General features: G+C 63.3%; 17 protein-coding genes. 16 read left to right on the top strand and 1 reads right to left on the bottom strand.

Translation table 11 applies throughout. The features are described 5' to 3' along the window. Positions 1-36: 36 nt before the first annotated feature. The 4 genes from ACM6JT_RS01370 (at position 37) to ACM6JT_RS01355 (ending at position 4,452) form a co-directional block, all read left to right on the top strand. Positions 37-1,371, top strand: a complete 1,335-nt coding sequence (locus ACM6JT_RS01370) for a paraquat-inducible protein A (RefSeq protein ID WP_243566889.1) — start codon at positions 37-39, stop codon at positions 1,369-1,371. A gap of 36 nt (positions 1,372-1,407) precedes the next feature. Next, complete coding sequence (locus tag ACM6JT_RS01365; protein WP_414855852.1) at positions 1,408-3,003, top strand: intermembrane transport protein PqiB; 1,596 nt, start codon at positions 1,408-1,410, stop codon at positions 3,001-3,003. Continuing rightward, the gene (locus tag ACM6JT_RS01360; protein ID WP_243712286.1) at positions 3,000-3,635 is read left to right on the top strand and encodes a membrane integrity-associated transporter subunit PqiC; all 636 of its coding nucleotides are present in this window, start codon (positions 3,000-3,002) and stop codon (positions 3,633-3,635) included. Before ACM6JT_RS01365 ends, ACM6JT_RS01360 begins: the two co-directional genes overlap by 4 nt. Before the next feature lie 298 nt (positions 3,636-3,933). Then, positions 3,934-4,452 carry a TetR/AcrR family transcriptional regulator gene (locus ACM6JT_RS01355; RefSeq protein WP_414855851.1) on the top strand — a complete coding sequence of 173 codons (519 nt, stop codon included), beginning with the start codon at positions 3,934-3,936 and terminating at the stop codon, positions 4,450-4,452. A 144-nt stretch (positions 4,453-4,596) separates the two neighbouring features. Here the strand turns inward: ACM6JT_RS01355 and ACM6JT_RS01350 are convergent, their stop codons facing one another. Then, complete coding sequence (locus ACM6JT_RS01350) at positions 4,597-5,346, bottom strand: TetR/AcrR family transcriptional regulator (RefSeq protein WP_131947009.1); 750 nt, start codon at positions 5,344-5,346, stop codon at positions 4,597-4,599. 136 nt (positions 5,347-5,482) lie between these two features. On the opposite strand from ACM6JT_RS01350, the gene ACM6JT_RS01345 reads away from it, so the two are divergent. The 12 genes from ACM6JT_RS01345 to ACM6JT_RS01290 all read left to right on the top strand — a co-directional run bounded on the left by ACM6JT_RS01345 (position 5,483) and on the right by ACM6JT_RS01290 (position 19,596). Further along, positions 5,483-5,893, top strand: a complete 411-nt coding sequence (locus ACM6JT_RS01345; RefSeq protein WP_243712288.1) for a hypothetical protein — start codon at positions 5,483-5,485, stop codon at positions 5,891-5,893. Positions 5,894-5,905: 12 nt separating this feature from the next. After that, a complete protein-coding gene (locus ACM6JT_RS01340; protein WP_414855850.1) occupies positions 5,906-6,976 on the top strand; it encodes a VOC family protein in 1,071 nt (356 codons plus the stop codon). A gap of 37 nt (positions 6,977-7,013) precedes the next feature. Continuing rightward, positions 7,014-7,970 carry a fumarylacetoacetate hydrolase family protein gene (locus tag ACM6JT_RS01335; protein WP_414855849.1) on the top strand — a complete coding sequence of 319 codons (957 nt, stop codon included), beginning with the start codon at positions 7,014-7,016 and terminating at the stop codon, positions 7,968-7,970. Then, positions 7,967-9,961: an acyl-CoA synthetase gene (locus ACM6JT_RS01330; RefSeq protein WP_414855848.1), complete on the top strand. Its 1,995-nt coding sequence runs from the start codon at positions 7,967-7,969 to the stop codon at positions 9,959-9,961. The genes ACM6JT_RS01335 and ACM6JT_RS01330 overlap by 4 nt, the downstream gene beginning before the upstream one ends. Before the next feature lie 114 nt (positions 9,962-10,075). Then, the gene (locus ACM6JT_RS01325; RefSeq protein WP_243566898.1) at positions 10,076-10,813 is read left to right on the top strand and encodes an OmpW/AlkL family protein; all 738 of its coding nucleotides are present in this window, start codon (positions 10,076-10,078) and stop codon (positions 10,811-10,813) included. A gap of 55 nt (positions 10,814-10,868) precedes the next feature. After that, a complete protein-coding gene (locus ACM6JT_RS01320) occupies positions 10,869-13,847 on the top strand; it encodes a molybdopterin-dependent oxidoreductase (protein ID WP_414855847.1) in 2,979 nt (992 codons plus the stop codon). A gap of 10 nt (positions 13,848-13,857) precedes the next feature. Further along, a complete protein-coding gene (locus ACM6JT_RS01315) occupies positions 13,858-14,727 on the top strand; it encodes a 4Fe-4S dicluster domain-containing protein (RefSeq protein ID WP_414855846.1) in 870 nt (289 codons plus the stop codon). Positions 14,728-14,870: 143 nt separating this feature from the next. Continuing rightward, positions 14,871-15,116, top strand: coding sequence for an NAD(P)H-dependent oxidoreductase (locus tag ACM6JT_RS01310; RefSeq protein WP_414855845.1), 246 nt, complete (start codon positions 14,871-14,873; stop codon positions 15,114-15,116). Between the two features lie 440 nt (positions 15,117-15,556). Continuing rightward, positions 15,557-16,156: a LysE family translocator gene (locus ACM6JT_RS01305; RefSeq protein ID WP_414855844.1), complete on the top strand. Its 600-nt coding sequence runs from the start codon at positions 15,557-15,559 to the stop codon at positions 16,154-16,156. 562 nt (positions 16,157-16,718) lie between these two features. Continuing rightward, positions 16,719-16,898 (top strand): hypothetical protein, encoded by a 180-nt coding sequence (locus ACM6JT_RS01300; protein ID WP_347814859.1) that lies wholly within the window; start codon positions 16,719-16,721, stop codon positions 16,896-16,898. Next, entirely contained in the window at positions 16,895-18,511 is a 1,617-nt protein-coding gene (locus ACM6JT_RS01295) for a tryptophan halogenase family protein (RefSeq protein ID WP_217589260.1), read from the top strand. The genes ACM6JT_RS01300 and ACM6JT_RS01295 overlap by 4 nt, the downstream gene beginning before the upstream one ends. Continuing rightward, complete coding sequence (locus ACM6JT_RS01290) at positions 18,511-19,596, top strand: monodechloroaminopyrrolnitrin synthase PrnB family protein (protein WP_414855843.1); 1,086 nt, start codon at positions 18,511-18,513, stop codon at positions 19,594-19,596. The genes ACM6JT_RS01295 and ACM6JT_RS01290 overlap by 1 nt, the downstream gene beginning before the upstream one ends. The last annotated feature ends 50 nt before the right edge of the window (positions 19,597-19,646 follow it).

Here is a 19,646-nt window from a genome sequence, read left to right as displayed (position 1 = left end):
GGTGCCGGCCTTCGTTACCCGCATGATTGATTCCCGATGAAATCCGACAACCTGGTCGCCTGCCACGAATGCGACCTGCTGCTTCAGCGTCCGCCGCGCCTGCGCGCGCTGACGGCACACTGCCCGAGATGCCGCGCGCGCGTGAGCGGTGCGGCGCACGGCCGCCAATCCCTCGACCGGATGTGCGCATTGACGGTTGCCGCGCTGGCGACGTGTTGCATCGCGCAAGCCTTCCCGATCGTCGCGCTCGATGCCGCCGGCATTGCGTCGCGCGCGACGCTCGGCGACGCGGTTCGCGCGCTATGGTCGAACGATCAGCCGTTGGTGGCTGCGCTCGTGTTCTGCACGACGATGCTGTTTCCGATACTCGAGCTGGCCGCATGGCTGTACCTGCTCGTGCCGTTGCGTGCGGGCCGCGTACCGCGCCACTTCGCGTCGGTGCTGCGCGGCATTCACCGATTGCGGCCGTGGAGCATGGTCGAGGTGCTGATGCTCGGCGTGCTCATCACGATCGTCAAACTGACGAGCCTCGCACACGTGCTCGCCGGGCCTGCGCTATTCGCGTTCGCCGGGCTTACCGTGATGCTCTGCCTGCTGTCGACGGTCGAACCGGCCCGACTGTGGGAAGCGCACGACGAACTCGCCGCTCTGCAGCCGGGCGACGCCGACCATACGAAACCGCCCCGCCCCGACATGACGCGACATGCGTTGCCCCGGACAACCGAAAGCAGTGGGTCGGCGGGCATGACGGCCCGCACCGCGGGATTGATCGCCTGTCACCACTGCGCACGCGTGCAGCCGGCCCACGCGTGCGGCCAGCGCTGCACGCGCTGCGGTTCGCCGCTGCACGCACGCCGCCCGCGCAGCGCCGCCCGCACCGGCGCGCTCGTCGCCGCCGCCGCCCTGCTTTATATCCCGGCGAACCTGTTGCCGGTCATGCACGCGACCTCGCTCGGCCGAGCCGAGGACGACACGATCCTCGGCGGCGTCGCGTACTTCTGGACGTCCGGCGACTGGCTGCTCGCCGCTATCGTGTTCATCGCGAGTGTGCTCGTGCCGATGCTCAAGCTCGCGATCCTCGCATTTCAGGCGATCGCCGCCCATCGCGGCGTGCAATGGCGGCCGCTCGAACGAGCCCGGCTGCACCGGCTGGTCGAGCGCGTAGGCCGCTGGTCGATGCTCGACGTATTCGTCGTCGCGCTGACGATCGCACTCGTGCATTTCGGCTCGTTCGCCGACATCACACCAGGCCCCGGCGCGCTCGCGTTCGGCGCCGTGGTCGTGCTGACCATGTGCGCGTCGATGCAGTTCGATCCGCGGCTCATCTGGGACGGTGCGCCGCGCCCGGCCGCCGCCAATCACCAACCCTGAACCGGCTCCGCCCACTTTCTCGCGAATTCCAAAACGATGTCTCCGTTTGATTTTCCTCCACCTGAGATCCGGCCGCGCAGCCGCTGGATTCCGTCTCTCGTCTGGATCGTGCCGCTCCTGTGCGCACTGATCGGGCTGTCGCTCGTGATCCGGACCGTCGCCGCCAACGGTCCGACGATCGCGGTCACGTTCGCCAACGCCGAAGGCCTCGAAGCCGGCAAGACCAAGGTCCGCTATAAGGACGTCGATATCGGCTCGGTCCAGACCATTACGCTCACTCCCGACTTCAAGCGTGTGATCGTCAGCATTCAACTGACGCGCGACGCCGCACGCTTCGCGAACCGCGACACGCGCTTCTGGGTCGTCCGACCGCGCGTGGGCGCCACCGGCATTTCCGGTCTCGGCACGCTGCTCTCCGGCGCATTCATCGGCGCGGATCTCGGCCACTCACCGCAGAAGCAGACAGATTTCACCGGCCTCGAGACGCCGCCTGCCGTCACCGCGGACCAGCAGGGCCGACGCTACCTGCTGCACGGCGACTCGCTCGGCTCGATCGACATCGGCTCACCGGTGTTCTATCGGCATCTGCAGGTCGGTCAGGTGGTCGGCTTCTCGCTCGACAAGGACGGTACCGGCGTCGATGTGCAGGCATTCGTGAGGGCGCCCTACGACAAATTCGTCAGCGTCAATACGCGCTGGTGGCACGCAAGCGGCGTGGATCTGCGGCTCGATTCGAGCGGCCTGAAACTCAACACGCAGTCGCTGGCTACCGTGATCGTCGGCGGTCTCGCGTTTCAGTCGCCGCCCGGACAACCGGACGCGCCGCAGGCCGCCGACAATGCGCCGTTCCGGCTCGCCCCCGACGAAGCCGACGCGATGCGCGACCCAGATGGCACGCCGCTGATGGTCGTCATGCGCTTCGACCAGTCGCTGCGCGGGCTGTCGGTCGGCGCGCCGGTCGATCTGCGCGGCATCGTGCTCGGTCAGGTCACGAACATCGGCATCGAGTACAACGAACACTCGCGCAACTTCAGCATGAAGGTCACGATGGCGCTGTATCCGTCGCGACTGAGCCGGCACAGCGATACGGCGCTGCCCGCGCCCGATACGGCCGGCGGTCACGAACTGATCGAGCACCTGGTGGTCCAGGGGCTGCGCGGGCAGTTGCGCACGGGCAGCCTGCTGACCGGTCAGCTCTACGTAGCGCTCGACATGTTCCCGAAGGCGCCGCGCGCGAGCGTCGACGCGCGCCGCACGCCGGTTGAGCTACCGACCGTGCCCAATACGCTCGACGAACTGCAAGTACAGATCGCCGACATCGCGCGCAAGCTCGATCAGGTTCCGTTCGACCGGATCGGCAACAATCTGAACGGCGCGCTGGCGCATGCGAACCAGTTGTTCGGCCACCTCGACGAGCAGGTCGTGCCGCAGGCACGCGACACGCTGGCCGCCGCGCAACGCACATTCAACGCGGCGGAGTCGACGTTGCGGCAGGATTCGCCAATGCAGTCGGACGTGCATGAGGCGATGCAGTCGCTCACGCATACGCTGCAGTCGTTGAACGCGCTCGCGGACTATCTGGAACGTCATCCCGAGTCGCTGCTGTTCGGTAACAAGGGGGACCATCAATGAAAGCGCGTGCGTTTGGTCGGCTTCGCACGTCGGCGCGCATCGCGACGTGCATCGCACTCGCGGTGCTGAGCGCGTGCGGTTCGCCGCCGGTGCATTTCCATACCCTCGCGGTGGCAGACGATGCGAGTGCCGAGACCACCGCCGCGCATCCCGCGTGGCTGATCGACATTCAGGCCGTGCACGTCGCGGCGCCGGCGGACGGCAACCGGCTCGTCGTGCAGCGCGCCCCCCAGCGCGCCGACATCCTGGAGCAGGAGCGCTGGGCCGCGCCGCTCGGCGACGAGATGCGCGACGGACTGTCGACTCGCGTCGCGTCCGTGCTCGGCACGATCGATGTTCACCGCGTCGCCCACCCGGACGGCACGCCTGTCTACCGGATCGCCGTGGACATGCAGCATGTCGAGTCGTGGCCGGCGTCGCACGTGCTGCTCGACGCGGCCTGGAGCGTGAGTTCCGGGGCCGGACTGCCGGCGCTGACGTGCCGCAGCATCGTTCGGGCCGATACGTCGGCGGGCTACGATGCACTCGTCGATGCGTATCGCCGCGCGCTCGATGCGCTCGCGCTTGGGATCGCCGCGGGAATCCGTGCGGAAGTCTCGCACGTTGCGCCGCCTGCCGGATGCCGCATGTGAACACTCGATCGTCGAAGCGCGCTACCCGCCATCGATTGCGGTGCGCCGGACCAACTGGTCGATTGAATTGGCCCCTACGACGCGGCGAGTCGAATCGGGCGATTGACTTTGTTTCGGTAGCGGCTGTGCGGTCCGGTGCTCTCGCACGATCAAGTCACATCGTTATAAGAGAGTGTTCTGATGAACAGCGGACCGACGCAGCGTTCTTTTCCTGTGTCGATCCGACGTTTCGCGGGATGCGGTGTTGCGCCCCTTGTTGCACCCCTTCAATCATTTCCGCCAACATGGACCACACAGGATGAAGCGCACGCGCCTCACTCGCGAGCAACGCAGGCTCGACACCCGCGAACGGCTCATCGCCACTGCTCGCGCACTATTCATCGCGAAAGGCTTTGCCGATACGAGTGTCGAACATATCGCAGAGGGCGCCGGCTACACGCGCGGCGCGTTCTATGCACACTTCGAACACAAGCGTGAACCGTTGATCGAGATCCTTCGCCGTGACCATGATCGAATGATCAAGAGGCTTCGGTTGGCGGCGCCGGAGGGCGACGGTTACTGCACCGTCACCGACGCCGCGGACATCGCCGCCGGCTGGGAATGTTTCCCGCTGTGGGTCGAGGTGTATCTGTACGCGCTGCGCGATGCCGGATTCCGGCAGATCATGGACAGCATGCACGCCGAACCGGTCGCGCCACCGAACGCGGCAAGCGGCGCGGCGCCCCCCTCTGACCGCATGTCATCGTCGGCCGAACTAGCGGCGGTGCTCGGCGTCGTGCTGTTACGTACTGGCGCACGGCGCGACGAGCCGACGTAGTACGCCGCGATGCGCATGCCCTGCCGTCCGTCTTCGACACGCGCCGGCTGGACCGTGCCCGACCGGCTAATCGACCCGGTCAACCGATGGGTACCGCACGAGCACTCGAGGTGACCTCGCCGCCGCCTGTGTCACCCCGTTGCGTCACTGTGCTGTCTCGGCCGCATCCACGACGGGCAGCGGCCGGCTTGCGATCTTCTCGGCTTCCGCGCGCTTGAGCCCCAGCGTATGCAGCAGCGTCGCCGCCGTGCGTTCCGGAAAATGCTCTCCGCTGAAGCCGAGTTCCTTGAGAACACCGGCTGCCGGTGCGCCCGGAGCGACGAAGTTGAGTTCGGCGGCAATTGCGGTCAGCACCGTACCGCCGACTGAAAGGAAGCCGACGAATGGGTCGGCGACCACGAAGCGCTTCTCCGCGATACCGCGCTCCATGTCCCGCAGCAGGCGTTGACCCAGGCCAAGCGTCAGGACGCGCGCCGAAAAGCCCTCGCGTATCAGGAAGTGTCCCCACACCGGCTCGCGCCGCGCGCGCATCAACGTATGTCGCACCGAGACGGAAATGATTTCCGCCGGGTCGGACAAGCCGCTGGCCAGGCGATCGAGCGAATCCGCGAACTCCTCGAATACCGATTCCACAAGGGTCGCGTAGATCGCCTCCTTCGATTCGAAGTGGTTGTAGAACGAGCCGAAGCCAACGTCAGCGGCCTCGGTGATCTCGTTGATGGCGACGCCTTCCATGCCCTTTTGCGCCATCAGTCTGAGCGCGGCGTCCAGCAGGCGGGCACGGGTCTCACGCTTGCGGCGCGCACCGCGCGGCTCACGCTCTTCGGCGACCGCTGGACTGGATGCTTCCGGAGCGGAGCGCTTGGGTGCCCGGCGACTCGGTGTATTCGTCATGACGTTTCCGATGCTTGTTCGTGCCCAAGTATAGATTCAAACGTCTACATTGACAAAATTATCATCTATGACTTTAATATCACACAAGGTGGCTGGCAAACCCTCAAGAACCGATCGAACGACGAATGGAGATACGGTGGAGACACAACTGCACACGGGCGCCCGCGCGTCCATTAACGACAACTCGCGCTCCTCAACGGAGCGCGCGCTGCCTTTCGCGCTCGACGCACCGATCGCAGGATTCGGGTCAATCGGCACCACAATGGCCAATCGGCGGGCCCGTCACGAAGTCGACGTCTTGATCGTCGACAAGGCTGCCGAGATACGCGCCGCCCCACGCGCGATCGCACTCGGCGACGAAGCGCTGCGGACTCCCGGCACCTGCGACGGGGAGCGCCGCCTCCATGCGAAATCGACGATCGACTTCGCAATATTCGCGGGCCGGCCAGGTATGTCGTGCGGCGGTTCGATCGCACGCCTGCCGTTGCGCGGCAAGCCCCTCGGTGCGACGGCGTGTGCCTTCGCGAGCACCATTCGATCCGCCTGACTGTCATCCGCCATGAAACTGACCACCACACAACCGGCTCGCCACCCTCATCCCACAACGAAGGCATCGGCGCTCGCCTATCTGATCTTCGATCGTCCCGATCTCGACGAGGCGGAGCACTTCCTCAACGACTTCGGTCTCCGAACGGTGATGCGGGATGACACGCAATTGCTGCTGCGCGGAACGGGCACCGCACACTTCTGTTATGTCGTTCGCCACGCGCCGAAGGCACGCTTCGTAGGCTTCGGATTGCGGGTCGACAGTCGTGCCGATCTGGAGGCGCTCGCCAAAGTCCCTGGCGCGTCGGAGATCGAGGCGTCGAATTGGCCAGGCGGCGGCCATCGGGTGCGGCTCGCCGATCCGTCGGGTTTTCGGGTCGATGCGATTGCAGGCCAGACACGGGCCGAAACGTTGCCGCATCGTGCTCCGCTCCCGTTCAACTCGGTCGACACGCCCGTGCGGATCAACGAGACGCAGCGGCCGCCGGCGCACGCGCCCGAGATCATTCGGCTCGGGCACGTCGTGCTCGAACTCGCCGACTACCAGGAAACCTGCGCGTGGTACACGCAGCATTTCGGGTTCATCCCCAGCGATGTCCAGGTGCTGCCGGACGGCTCCCCTGCGGTTGCATTCATGCGGCTCGATCTCGGCGACAGGCCGGCCGATCACCATACGCTCGCGCTCGCTCAAGGGTTCGTGCCGACTTATAGCCACAGCGCATACGAACTGGTCGACGCCGATGCCGTCGGCATGGGCCAGCGCGTGCTCCGCGACAACGGGTGGGCGCACGGGTGGGGCATCGGCCGGCACATTCTCGGCAGCCAGATCTTCGACTATTGGCAAGACCCATGGGGCGACAAGCACGAACACTATTGCGATGGCGACCTGTTCACGGCCGACGAGCCGACGGGCGTGCATGCAGTCAGCCGCGAAGCGATGGCGCAGTGGGGCCCAACGATGCCGCGCAGCTTCACGAAGCCCCGGTTCACGCCGTCGAGCCTCGCGGCGCTGTTTCGCAACCTGCGCCGCAGTCCCGATCTGACGATCAGCAAGCTGCTGACCCTGGCGAAGCTGTTCGCCTGATCCCCCTCCGCCTGTTCGACTCACGAGAGACCCAGTCATGTCACTGCATGTCCTGCACTTCCGGCATAACGGCCGCGCCCAATGGGGTGTGGTCGCCAACGGCGCCGTCACGCCGATTCCCGGCGACTTCGAAACAACCGCGAGCTTTCTCGCGGCGAATCCGGTTGAGCGACTCATCACGCTCGACGGATCGACGATTCCGGAGTCGGACGTGGAGTGGCTGCCACCGGTGACAGCCAACCAGCAATTCGTTTGCCAGGGCGCGAACTATCGTCGGCACATGATCGAATCTGGCATGGATCCGGACGCGAAAAAGTTCAACTTGATCTTCACGAAGGCGACGAGTTGCATCGTCGCTGCCGACTCACGGGTCGTGAAACCGCGGCACGTCCGGTTTCTCGACTACGAAATCGAGCTCGGCCTCATCCTCAAACGCGACATCACGTCTCACCGGCAGATCACGGACGCGAACCTGCACGAGTATGTCGCCGGCACCGTGATCGTCAACGACTATTCCGCGCGCGATGTCCAGATCCCGCAGATGCAGTTCTACAAGGGCAAGAGCTTCCGGACCTTTGGCCCGGTCGGCCCGTATCTGTGCCTGCTCGAGCGGCGTGACTTCCCGAAGCTGAAGGCGCTCGACCTGACGTTGACCGTCAACGGCGCGGTGCGTCAGCAGGACTCGACATCGAACCTCGTCTACGGTCCGGCGGAAACACTGACCGAGCTGTCGGGCGTGCACGACCTTCGCGCCGGCGACCTGCTCGCGACCGGCACGCCGGCCGGCTGCGCACTCAGCATCCCGTCGCCGCTCAAGCAGCGAGCCGTTGCGCTTTTTCCCGAATCCGTCAAATGGAAGATGTTCATGAAGGTGCAGGCGGGACGCGCGCAGTATCTGAAGGCCGGAGATATCGTCGAAGCCCGGATCGCGAGCCGCGACGGGACGATCGATCTGGGCGTGCAACGTAACGAAATCGTGGACGAAGCAGCATGAACGGCATCGCGACCCGGGACGACGTACTGGCGATCGAAGCGCAGGGCCTTCCGCCCGACCTTCCGGCCAGCACGTACGAGATGATCTGCGCCGGTGCGGCCATCGATCCGTCCGCCCCTGCCCTCTCCTTTTTCATGACCGCCGACGCGCACCGCGACGCGGAGTGCTGGACCTATCGCGAACTGGTCCGTGACATCACGCGCACGGCCAACATGTTCGCGCGCCTCGGCGTGAATTCGCAGTCGGTGATCGCTTATTTGTTGCCCAATCTGCCCGAAACGCATTTCGTGATCTGGGGCGGACAGGCGACCGGCATCGTATGCGCGATCAATCCACTGCTTGAGCGCGAAGCGATTGCCAATCTGCTCAAAGCGGCCGGTGCCAGCGTGCTCGTAACGCTCACGCCATTTCCCGGGATCGATCTCTGGCAAAAAGTCGCGGATATCCTTCACGAGGTCGAGCCGCTGCGGCATCTCGTGCTTGTCAATTTGGCCGATCGCGTGCGGGGCACGGCGCAGTCGACGATACAAAAGCTCCAGCATGACGCGTGTGCGCAGCAATACGGCGATGGCGGTTTGCGCAGCGCCGTGCCTGCGCACATCCAGATTCACGACTTCGGTACGGCAATCGCGCGGGAATCCGGTACGGCGCTCGACAATGCGCGCCGCATTCAACCTGGCGACATGTCCTCTTACTTCTGTACCGGTGGAACCACCGGGCTGCCGAAAATCGCGATGCGCAGCCACGGCAACGAAGTGGCGAACGCATGGAGCGCCGCGCGGTTCTTCGGCGACAGTATCGGCCCCGGCAAAACGACGTTTTGCGGCTTGCCGCTCTTTCACGTCAATGCTGCGATGGTGACCGGCCTTCTGCCGTTCTCGCGCGGCGCCCATGTCGTGCTCGGCACACCGCAGGGTTACCGGGGCGACGGCGTCGTCAAACGTTTCTGGGAAATCGTCGAACATCATCACATCAATTTCTTCAGTGGCGTGCCGACACTTTATGCTTCGCTGCTCGACATTCCTGCCGACGGTCATGTTATCGACTCGCTCGAATACGGCTTGTGCGGTGCCGCGCCGATGCCGGTCGGCGTCTTCAGGGCCTTCCAGGAAAAAACGGGCATCCGGATTCTCGAAGGCTACGGCCTGACCGAAGGAACGTGCGTGAGCAGCGTCAACCCGACGACCGGCGAGCGCCGGCTCGGATCGATCGGGCTTCGCATCCCCTTCCAGGAGATGAAGGCAGTCGTCGTGGACGATGCGGGACGGTATCTGCGCGATTGCGCGGCCAACGAGGAGGGGCTGCTCGCCATCTCCGGGCCGAACGTTTTCACCGGCTACACGCGTGCCGACCAGAACAAGGCCCTGTGGCTCGATCTCGGCGACGGCAAGCGCTGGCTCAACACCGGCGATCTCGGTCGTTGCGACGTCGACGGTTACTTTTGGCTGACCGGCCGCAAGAAGGATCTGATCATCCGCGGCGGACACAATATCGACCCGGCGACGATCGAGGAACCGCTGCATCGACACCCGGCGGTCCGGATCGCCGCGGCAATCGGGCGCCCCGATGCATATGCCGGTGAGTTACCGGTCGCGTATGTCCAGCTCAAGCCGGGTATGACCGCTACCGAACACGATCTGGAAGTATTCATGCAGCAGGAGATCGCCGAACGCGCCGCGCTGCCCAAGCACGTCCGAATCGTCGAAGCAATCCCGCTCACGGGCGTCGGCAAGATATTCAAACCGGAACTCAAGCGCCGCGAGACGGGTTACGCGCTCCGCGCGGCATTGGACCAGGGCGGAGCCCCCGGCGCATCGATCGACGTCGCGACCAATGATTCGGGCGGCATGTCGGTCCTGGTCGAGCTGAGCGATCCCGGGCTCGAGACTGCGGCGCGCTTCGTGCTGGGGCGATTTCCGTTTGCGTTCTCGATTTCGATCGCCGCGAGGCCGATACGATCGACCGGACCGACAGCGACGAATCTGCAGTGACGGACGAGCGCGACTAGCCGGGATAACACAAACCCAGAAAGCGGCTCGTCATGCTCAATAAGGTATCCAAATTAATTTTTATTCGTTAATCGGATCGAGACAGAGGAGACAAAGATGAATTTCACGCGAACGATGCGTTTCGCAGGCATGGCGGTTTGTATCTGCTCGGCTGCACTTGCCGACAATGCAGATGCACAGACGGCAGGAAGCATCACCACATCGGTGGGATGGCTGCACATATCGCCACAGGGCGACGCAACGCCGCTGACCGTGCAAAGTGTCGGTGGCGTGACGGTGAATCAGCAACTGGCCGGTACCGGGGCGCATGCCAGTTCGACGGATACGATGGGCATCACCACCGAGTACTACGTCACCGACAACGTTGGTGTCGCCATGCTGTTTGGACTGCCACTGACAGTCAATCTGGTCGGTGACGGGACGTTGCAGAAGTATGGAACCCTCGGCACGACAAGGCCGATGCCGCCGGCCATCGAACTTCGATATCACCTGTTTTCGGCCACATCGAAATTCCGTCCATACGCGGGGCTTGGCGTGAACTACACGTGGTTCACTCAGGTTCGGGCGACCAATCTCCAGTTCGTCTCCGACAGCTTTGGGCCGGGCGGCTCGGTGCGCGCGACACTCAGCGCATCGTGGAACCCGGTGTTCGAGCTCGGGGCGAGTTACGCGATGACCAAACATTGGTCTGTCGGTACTTCCGTCGGCTACATGCCGGTGAAGACTCACCTCACGTTATACGGACGGACCGCGACCGGGACGCAGATCGTTTCCACATCGACGCTCCGACTCAATCCCGTCAACGTTTTCCTGAACGTCGCTTATACGTTCTAGCGGGTGCGCCCGGATGCCAGTGCCCCCGCATAGAAGCAACACTCTGGATCGAACGATGAAACGACAGGCTCTCAAGACCATTCTTTTTGCCTTGCCCAAGGTTCTGGACCTGACGGCGCGCCGCTTCCCCGCCTATCGCGATCGCCTCAAGGAGCGCAATCTCGTCGCGTGGATCGGGCTCACGGATCAAAGCATCGGTCGCGCCATCGAGTTCAGGAATGGCCGCATTCGGTCGCGCGCCGGCAAGCATCCGCGGCCCGACGTGCGCATGGCCTTCAAGGATGTCGCCACCGCGCTGAAGTTCCTTTCGCCCAACCCGGACCAGGGCGAAATCGTCCACGCTGCCAAGAACTTCAAGGTGGTCACCGAGGGCGAGGACGAACTGCTGGTCTGGCTCATGCAAACCCTGAGCATGATGTGCACCGTCGGCCTGCCGATGGGCACGCCCATGCGCGACGGCACCCGACGCTACACCACCTGTACCAATGGCGGGCCGTTGTTCGTCTACGTCAAGGATGGCCGCATCGTCCGCGTGACCCCCATCGAGCTGGACGATACGGATGCGAAAAGTTGGGTGATCGAGGCACGTGGGCGCCGCTTCAGCCCGCCACGGCGTGGATTGGTCGCGCCTCACGCGTTGACCCTCAAGTCGCTGGTCTACTCGGACAAGCGCATCCTTCACCCGATGAAACGGGTCGACTTCGACCCCGACGGCGAGCGCAATCCCCAGAACCGCGGCAAGTCCGGCTACGTACGTATCAGCTGGGACGAAGCCCTGGACATCGTCGCCAAGGAGATCAACCGGCAGAAGCGTGTTCACGGCCCCGGCTCCATCACTTTCCCGATGTCGTCCCACCACCAGTGGGGCAACGTCGGCTACTACCTCAGCGCGCTGACGCGATTCGCCAACCTGATCGGCTTCACCCGGGTCGCCGCGAATCCGGACAGCTGGGAAGGCTGGTACTGGGGCGCCATGCATCATTTCGGCAACTCGATGCGCGTCGGCGTGCCCTCCGGCTACGGCGGCCTCGAGGATGGTCTGAAGGAAGCCGAAATGATCGTCTTCTGGTCCTGCGACCCCGAAAGTACCAACGGGGCCTACGCAGGATTCGAGGGAACGCCACGCCGCCTGTGGGCCAAGGAACTCGGCATCGAGTTCGTTCATATCGACCCGCACTGCAATCCGACCGCACAGCTGCTGGGCGGCCGCTGGATCCCGGTCCGGCCGCAAACCGATGCCGCCCTGGCTACCGCCATCATGTACGTCTGGACCGTCGAGGGCCTGTACGACAAGGATTACGTCGCGACGCGCACGACCGGTTTCGACGATTGGAAAGCCTACCTGCTGGGCGAAACCGACGGTACCGCCAAGACTCCCGAGTGGCAGGAGAGCGAGACCGGCGTGCCGGCCAAGGACGCCCGCGCACTTGCGCGCCTATGGGGAAAGAAGAAGGTTCATCTCGCTGTCGGGATGACCGGTGCGGGATTCGGCGGTGCGGGCCGCGGGGCGACCGGGGCGCAATGGGCGCGCTGCATGATCATGATGATGTCCATGCAGGGCTGGGGCAAGCCGGGAGTGAATTTCGGCTGCCTCGAAATCGGCGCCCCGCACGATCTCCAGTTCTACTTCCCCGGCTACGCGGACGGCGGCATTTCAGGCGACCTGGCTTGGACCGCGAATGCGGTGGACAACTACCAGCGCATGCCGCACATCCTGACCATGAACCCCGTCAAGCAGATGGTGCCGCGACAGCAGATGCCCGATGCGATACTCAACGGTCACGCCACCGGCTATCTCTGGGACGGCATGTCCCAGGAAGCCCAGTTTGCACCGTTCACCTACCCGATGCCCGGCTATTCGCCGATCCACATGATCTATCGCTACGGCGGATCCGCGTTCAGTACCGTGACGAATTCCGGACGCTGGACGGAGGCCTACCGGCACTCGAGCATCGAGTTCGTCGTCAATCAGTCGATCTGGATGGAAGGCGAAGCCCAGTTCGCCGACCTCATCCTGCCCGCGTGCACTTCGCTGGAGCGTTGGGACATCGGAGAATGGGCGAATTCGGGCGGCTACGCCCACCATGGGTATGGCACGGTCAACCATCGCATGCTGACGCTGCAGCACAAGTGCATCGAGCCTTTGGGCGAGTCCCGCTCCGACTATGACATTTTCACCGCCATCCTGACTCGGTTGGGCCTGGGTGGCGTTTTCACCGAAGGCTGCGGCGATCTCGACTGGGTCAAGCGCGTCTTCGACTCGTCGGATCTGCCCGATCACATTTCGTGGCGCGAATTCTGCCGCAAGGGCTACTTCGTCGTGCCGTCCGAAAAGCCTGAGCTGCGCCATCCCGTGGACATGCGTTGGTATGCGGAAGACAGGAGGAAGGACCTGCCGGAACCTCATCCGCTGCCGTCGCAGTTCTCGGAAAAGTTCGGCCGGGGCCTGCAGACGCCGAGCGGCAAGCTGGAGTTCGTGCCCGAGTTGCTGAAGCGGCACACTGCGGACAATCCCGAGCGGCCAGCGCTCAACCGCTATATCCCCTCCTGGGAGGGCTTGCGCTCGGACCTGGCTCGGCGCTACCCGCTGCAATTGATCGCCACTCACAGCCGCTACAGCTTTCATACCCATTGTGACGGCAAGAATTCCGCTGTGAACGGCATCGACGATCATCGCGCGCTGATCGCGGGGCACCGGTTCTGGCTGCTGAGGCTCAATCCGGCCGACGCCGCCGTTCGACGCATTGCCCATCGCGATCTCGTCAAGGTGCACAACGACCGCGGCGCCGTGATCTGTGCCGCCGATGTCTCGCCCCTGGTAAATGCCGGAGTGGTGAAATCCTACGAGGCGAGCGCTGAATTTCAGCTGATCGAAATCGACGGCGAGCAAGTCGAGATTGGCGGTTGCATGAACATGCTTACCCCCGACCGGCCGCAGACCTCCGGCACCAGCAGCATGAGCCCGAATTCCTGCCTGGTGCAGGTCGAGAAATGGCGCGGTGCCGAGGCGTTCATGCTCGGTCGCGCAGCGTGAGGAATTTCAAATGAGCAAGTGGAACCTGATTATCAAAGTCGGGCGTTGCGAGAACTGCCAGAACTGCGTGATCGCCGCGCGAGACGAACACGTCGGCAACGACTTCCCCGGTTACGCCGCACCCGCCGCGGCCAACGCCGAGAGCCCCGTCCGCATCCTGCGTCGTGTACAGGGCGCTTCGCATATGGTCGAGACCACTTATCTGCCGGTCATGTGCAACCATTGCGACGACGCGCCCTGCATGCGTGCGGGCGGCAGCGCCGTTCGCAAGCGTGCCGACGGCATCGTCATCATCGATCCGGACAAGGCGCGAGGCCGAAAGGACATCGTCAAGGCCTGCCCCTACAAGGCAATCGTCTGGAACGAAGAGCTGCAACTGCCGCAGATCTGGATCTTCGATGCTCATTTGCTCGACCAGGGTTGGTCCCGCCCGCGTTGTCAGCAGTCGTGCCCCACCGATGTCTTCGAGACGGTCAAGCTCGACGACACGGCGATGGCCGAAAAGGCCCGACGCGAGGGACTCAAGGTATTGCGACCCAACCTGGGCACGAAGCCCCGCGTCTGGTATAGCGGCCTCGAGCGTTGGGAAACGTGCTTCGTCGGCGGAAGTGTCAGTGTCCAGGCAGGAGACGTGGTCGAGTGTGTCACGGATGCGGTCGTCGCCTTGTATGTAGGTAATCTGCAGGTAGCCGAAACCGTCTCGGACGGCTTCGGCGATTTCCGGTTCGACGGCCTTGCCAGCGGCAGCGGCCTCTACCGAGTCAAAATCCGACATGCCCTCGGCAACGCTTGGCGCGAGTGCGAATTGGGCGACAGCGCCTACTTGGGCGAGATCAGGCTCAGTCAGTCGACAAACGCCGTGGCGATCGAGTGCTCATGATCCGGGCAAGGCTGGCCGCTACAGCAGTCGCACCGATCTCCGTAGCACCGCCCTCGCGTTTCATGAGAACTTCACCGGCCACGGCCAGGCGGCTACCGTCTCCTGTGGCCGTGACCAAACTTCATTGAATCGGGAGTATCGGGATGACACTACTGCATGCCGATTCCAGCATCATCGGCGATCAATCGGTAAGCCGACTGCTCACGGCTTCGATCGTCGCATCTCACAAGAAGGTCAATCCTTCAATTGAAATTGCCTGCCATGACCTTGCTGCCGAGCCGCTCGACCATCTCGACAGTCCCGAGTTCGCCGTGGTACGAGACTCGGAGCCGATCGCTGGCCCCACTGTATCGCATAGTCAGCAAGTCCATGATTACTTTGACCATTAAATTTGGGCCTTGATGCAAAGTACCGCCAGGCTGAGGTGGATATAACCGGAAAATTGCATAGAAATCAAAGTCCCCCAAGATGCCGATGATTTGTTCTTCGGTGAATCGTTTTTCATTGCCGTTGCTCTCGGGAACGGACTCTACACTGTCACCGTACTAAACGCGGGGAGCAGGTCAAAAGGACACGACTGACGCGCTGGCAAAGTTAGTGAGCAAAGCTATCATTATTTGTCGCGCAACGGCAACGCCGTGACAAATGCACCATTTCCCCCAACCCCTTGAAACCAGGCGATTTTCGCTTGATCGCCGTTAGCATGATTACTGAGCGCCGCTAGCGCTTATCATGAACGCCTACAGCTGCCCGAATGCAGAATGACTGACAACTGATACGACGGTTCGCCCCGACGCGTGGCGATCGTCATCGACACCAAGGAAGCAAGATGCCGACATTGCAAGTGATGTTGAAGATGGCACTTTACGTTTCGCTGGTCCTGGCCACGCCAGGGCCGACAAATACCCTGCTGCTGTCCTCAGGGATCAAGGTCGGCTTCCGGCAATCGTCGCCTCTCCTGGTTGCAGAGGCATTGGGCTATGGCTTCGCGATATCACTGTGGGGTTTCTTCCTGGCGACATTCGCGGCCACACGGCCGTGGCTTTACGATGTGCTGAAGCTGGGGAGCTCGGCCTATATTTGCTATCTCGCCCTGCAGCTGTGGAAAAGCCCACGCTTTGAAGACATCCAGTCGGGTGCCATCGGCTTTCGCGACATGTTCGTCGCGACGACCATGAACCCGAAGGCGTTATTGTTCGCCACTGCGATCTTTCCCCCGCAGGCTTTCGTATCGGTTCCGTTCTATCTCTGCTCGATCGCGGTCTTCACGGCGCTCGCCGTGACGATCGGTTCGATGTGGCTCACCATCGGCGGCGCCTTGACGGCGCGCCGGTCTCTGACCACCCATACCGGAACGCTGCTTCGCGGTGCGTCGGTAGTGCTGTTGATGTTCGCGGGCACGCTGGCGTTTTCCGTCCTCAACCGCTAGATCTTGTCAGCGGCAAAGTTCATAACACCCTATAAACGCTGGGAGCAGGTCAAGACCACCGAAATGCGCAAAGGTTGAAATCTTTGTTTCAGAAATGGCGACGACCCCATTTCTTCTATATGAATTCAGTCGTTCATTTCGTATTTTTATACAATAAATTCGTCACCACGCACGATCAAAAATTTAAAACAGGATTTCATTTTTAAAAAAGTAAATAATTTACCGGAAAATATTGCGTCGATATTTTCCGGATTGAGTATCTCTCTGGATCAATTGAGATTGATATGAAATTTTGCGAGCTGTGCCATCGTGAACACTGCTATGGTGTGTCGCAGAGGTTACGTGCATGGTATGGCAAGCCTCGGGAAGCTGACGTTGTCCGAGCATCTCGATGCGCTAATGGCGATTAGCCGCATCGGCAAGTCAATCTGTTGATTCGGTATCCATTACGCGGTGTGCCGCCGATGCGATGGGCGCCTCGCATTGTTCGATTGTGCTTCCATTTGAATTGAGAAGAGAACAGCCTCGGATCAAACTCTGGGGACGCAAGGATGTCCGGATATTGCGTGGAGGGACGTCCTCCATTTTGCCGAACTTCGCTGCGATTCACCATGCCTTCCCGCTGTCATTTGTCGTGATGAGCCAGACACGTTATGACGCGTTACCGGACGAGTTGCGAGTTCAGCTCGACAAGGCGGCACTATCCATTCAGGTTTCAAATCCTATGAGAAGCGTGTCATGAGCAACCCGATCAAGAATATCGTCATCGTGGGCGGCGGCACCGCGGGCTGGATGGCCGCCTCGTACCTCGTCCGTGCGCTCCAGCAGCACACGAACATTACGCTCATCGAGTCTGCGGCGATCCCCCGGATCGGCGTGGGCGAGGCGACCATCCCGAGTTTGCAGAAGGTGTTCTTCGACTTCCTCGGGATACCGGAGCGGGAGTGGATGCCCCAGGTGAACGGTGCGTTCAAGGCCGCCATCAAGTTCGTGAACTGGAGGAAGTCGCCCGAGCGCTCGCGCGACGATCACTTCTACCATTTGTTCGGCAACGTGCCGAACTGCGACGGCGTGCCGCTTACCCACTACTGGCTGCGCAAGCGCGAACAGGGCTTCCAGCAGCCGATGGAGTACGCGTGCTACCCGCAGCCCGGGGCGCTCGACGGCAAGCTCGCACCGTGCCTGTCCGACGGCACCCGCCAGATGTCCCACGCGTGGCACTTCGACGCCCACCTGGTGGCCGACTTCCTGAAGCGCTGGGCCGTCGAACGCGGGGTGAAACGGGTGGTCGACGAGGTCGTGGAGGTTCGCCTGAACGACCGCGGCTACATCTCCAGCCTGTCCACCAAGGAGGGGCGCACGCTGGAGGCGGACCTGTTCATCGATTGCTCCGGCATGCGGGGGCTCCTGATCAACCAGGCCCTGAAGGAGCCCTTCATCGACATGTCCGACTACCTGCTGTGCGACAGCGCGGTCGCCAGCGCCGTGCCCAACGCCGACGCGCGCGTGGGGGTCGAGCCGTACACCTCCGCGATCGCCATGAATTCGGGGTGGACCTGGAAGATTCCGATGCTGGGCCGGTTCGGCAGCGGCTACGTCTTCTCGAGCAAGTTCACGTCGCGCGACCAGGCCACCGCCGACTTCCTCAACCTCTGGGGCCTCTCGGACAAGCAGCCGCTCAACCAGATCAAGTTCCGGGTCGGGCGCAACGGGCGGGCGTGGGTCAACAACTGCGTCGCTATCGGGCTGTCGTCGTGCTTTTTGGAGCCCCTGGAATCGACGGGAATCTACTTCATCTACGCGGCGCTTTACCAGCTCGTGAAGCACTTCCCCGACACCTCGTTCGACCCGCGGTTGGCGGACGCATTCAACGCCGAGATCGTCCACATGTTCGACGACTGCCGGGATTTCGTCCAGGCGCACTATTTCACCACGTCGCGCGACGACACGCCGTTCTGGCTCGCGAACCGGCACGACCTGCGGCTCTCGGACGCCATCAAGGAAAAGGTTCAGCGCTACAAGGCGGGGCTGCCGCTGACCACCACGTCGTTCGACGATTCCACGTACTACGAAACGTTTGACTACGAATTCAGGAACTTCTGGTTGAACGGAAACTACTACTGCATCTTTGCCGGCTTGGGCATGTTGCCCGACCGGTCGCTGCCGCTCTTGCGGCACCGACCGGAGTCGATCGACAAGGCCGAGGCGATGTTCGCCCGCATCCGGCGCGAGGCCGAGCGTCTGCGGACCAGCCTGCCGACGAACTACGACTACCTGCGGTCGCTGCGTGACGGCGACGCGGGGCTGTCTCGCAGCCAGCCCGGATCGACGCTCGCGGCGCCGGAAATCCTGTAGTGGAGCGCACCCTGGACCGGGTATGCGCATTCGAGGCCACGCACGCCGCGGTGGCGGCCTGCGATCCGCTGCGGGCGCGGGCACTCGTTCTGCAACTGCCTGACCTGAACCGTAAAAAGGACGTGCCCGGCATCGTCGGCCTGTTGCGCGAGTTCCTCCCGGCGCGCGGCGTGCCCTCCGGCTGGGGCTTCGTCGAAGCCGCAGCCGCGATGCGGGACATCGGGTTCTTCCTGGGGTCGCTCAAGCGGCACGGACACGAACCCGCGGACGTGGTGCCCGGGCTCGAGCCGGTGCTGCTCGACCTGGCGCGCGCGACCGACCTGCCGCCGCGCGAGACGCTCCTGCACGTGACGGTCTGGAACCCCGCGGCGGCCGACGCGCAGCGGAGCTACACCGGGCTGCGCGACGAAGGGCACCTGCTCGAGAGCGTGCGCATCTCGATGGCGGCCCTCGAGGCGGCCATCGAAGTGACCGTCGAGCTGTACGACGTGCCCCTGCGGTCGCCCGCGTTCGCGCAAGGGTGCGACGAGCTGGCGGCCTATCTGCAGAAAATGGTCGAATCGATCGTTTACGCTTACCGCTTCATCTCGGTACAGGTCTTCTACAACGAGCTCCGCCCCTTCTACGAACCGATTCGAGTCGGGGGCCAGAGCTACCTCGGCCCCGGGGCCGTGGAAATGCCCCTCTTCGTGCTGGAGCACGTGCTGTGGGGCTCGCGATCGGACCACCCAGCTTATCGAGAATTCAAGGAGACGTACCTGCCCTACGTGCTTCCCGCGTACAGGGCGGTCTACGCCCGGTTCGCCGGGGAGCCGGCGCTCGTCGACCGCGTGCTCGGCGAGGCGCAAGCGGCCGGCGCGCGGGGCGAGCCCGTCGGGGCCGGGCTGGCGGCCCTCGACCGGGTCTTCGAGGTCCTGCTGCGCTTCCGGGCACCTCACCTCAAATTGGCGGAGCGGGCGTACGAAGCCGGGCAAAGCGGCCCCGCCATCGGCAGCGGGGGGTACGCGCCAAGCGCGCTCGTCGATCTGCTCACGCTCACGCGTGCCGCGCGGTCCCGCCTCCGCGCCGCGCTCGACGAGCCCTGACGCCGGACGCGTGCGGCGATGTGTTCCATCTCACAAGGAGAGTGTGCCCC

This window comes from Burkholderia sp. IT-111MI5 (assembly GCF_949752865.1).
GTDB lineage: Bacteria > Pseudomonadota > Gammaproteobacteria > Burkholderiales > Burkholderiaceae > Burkholderia > Burkholderia pyrrocinia_C.
This window is presented reverse-complemented; position numbering and strand designations above follow the sequence as displayed.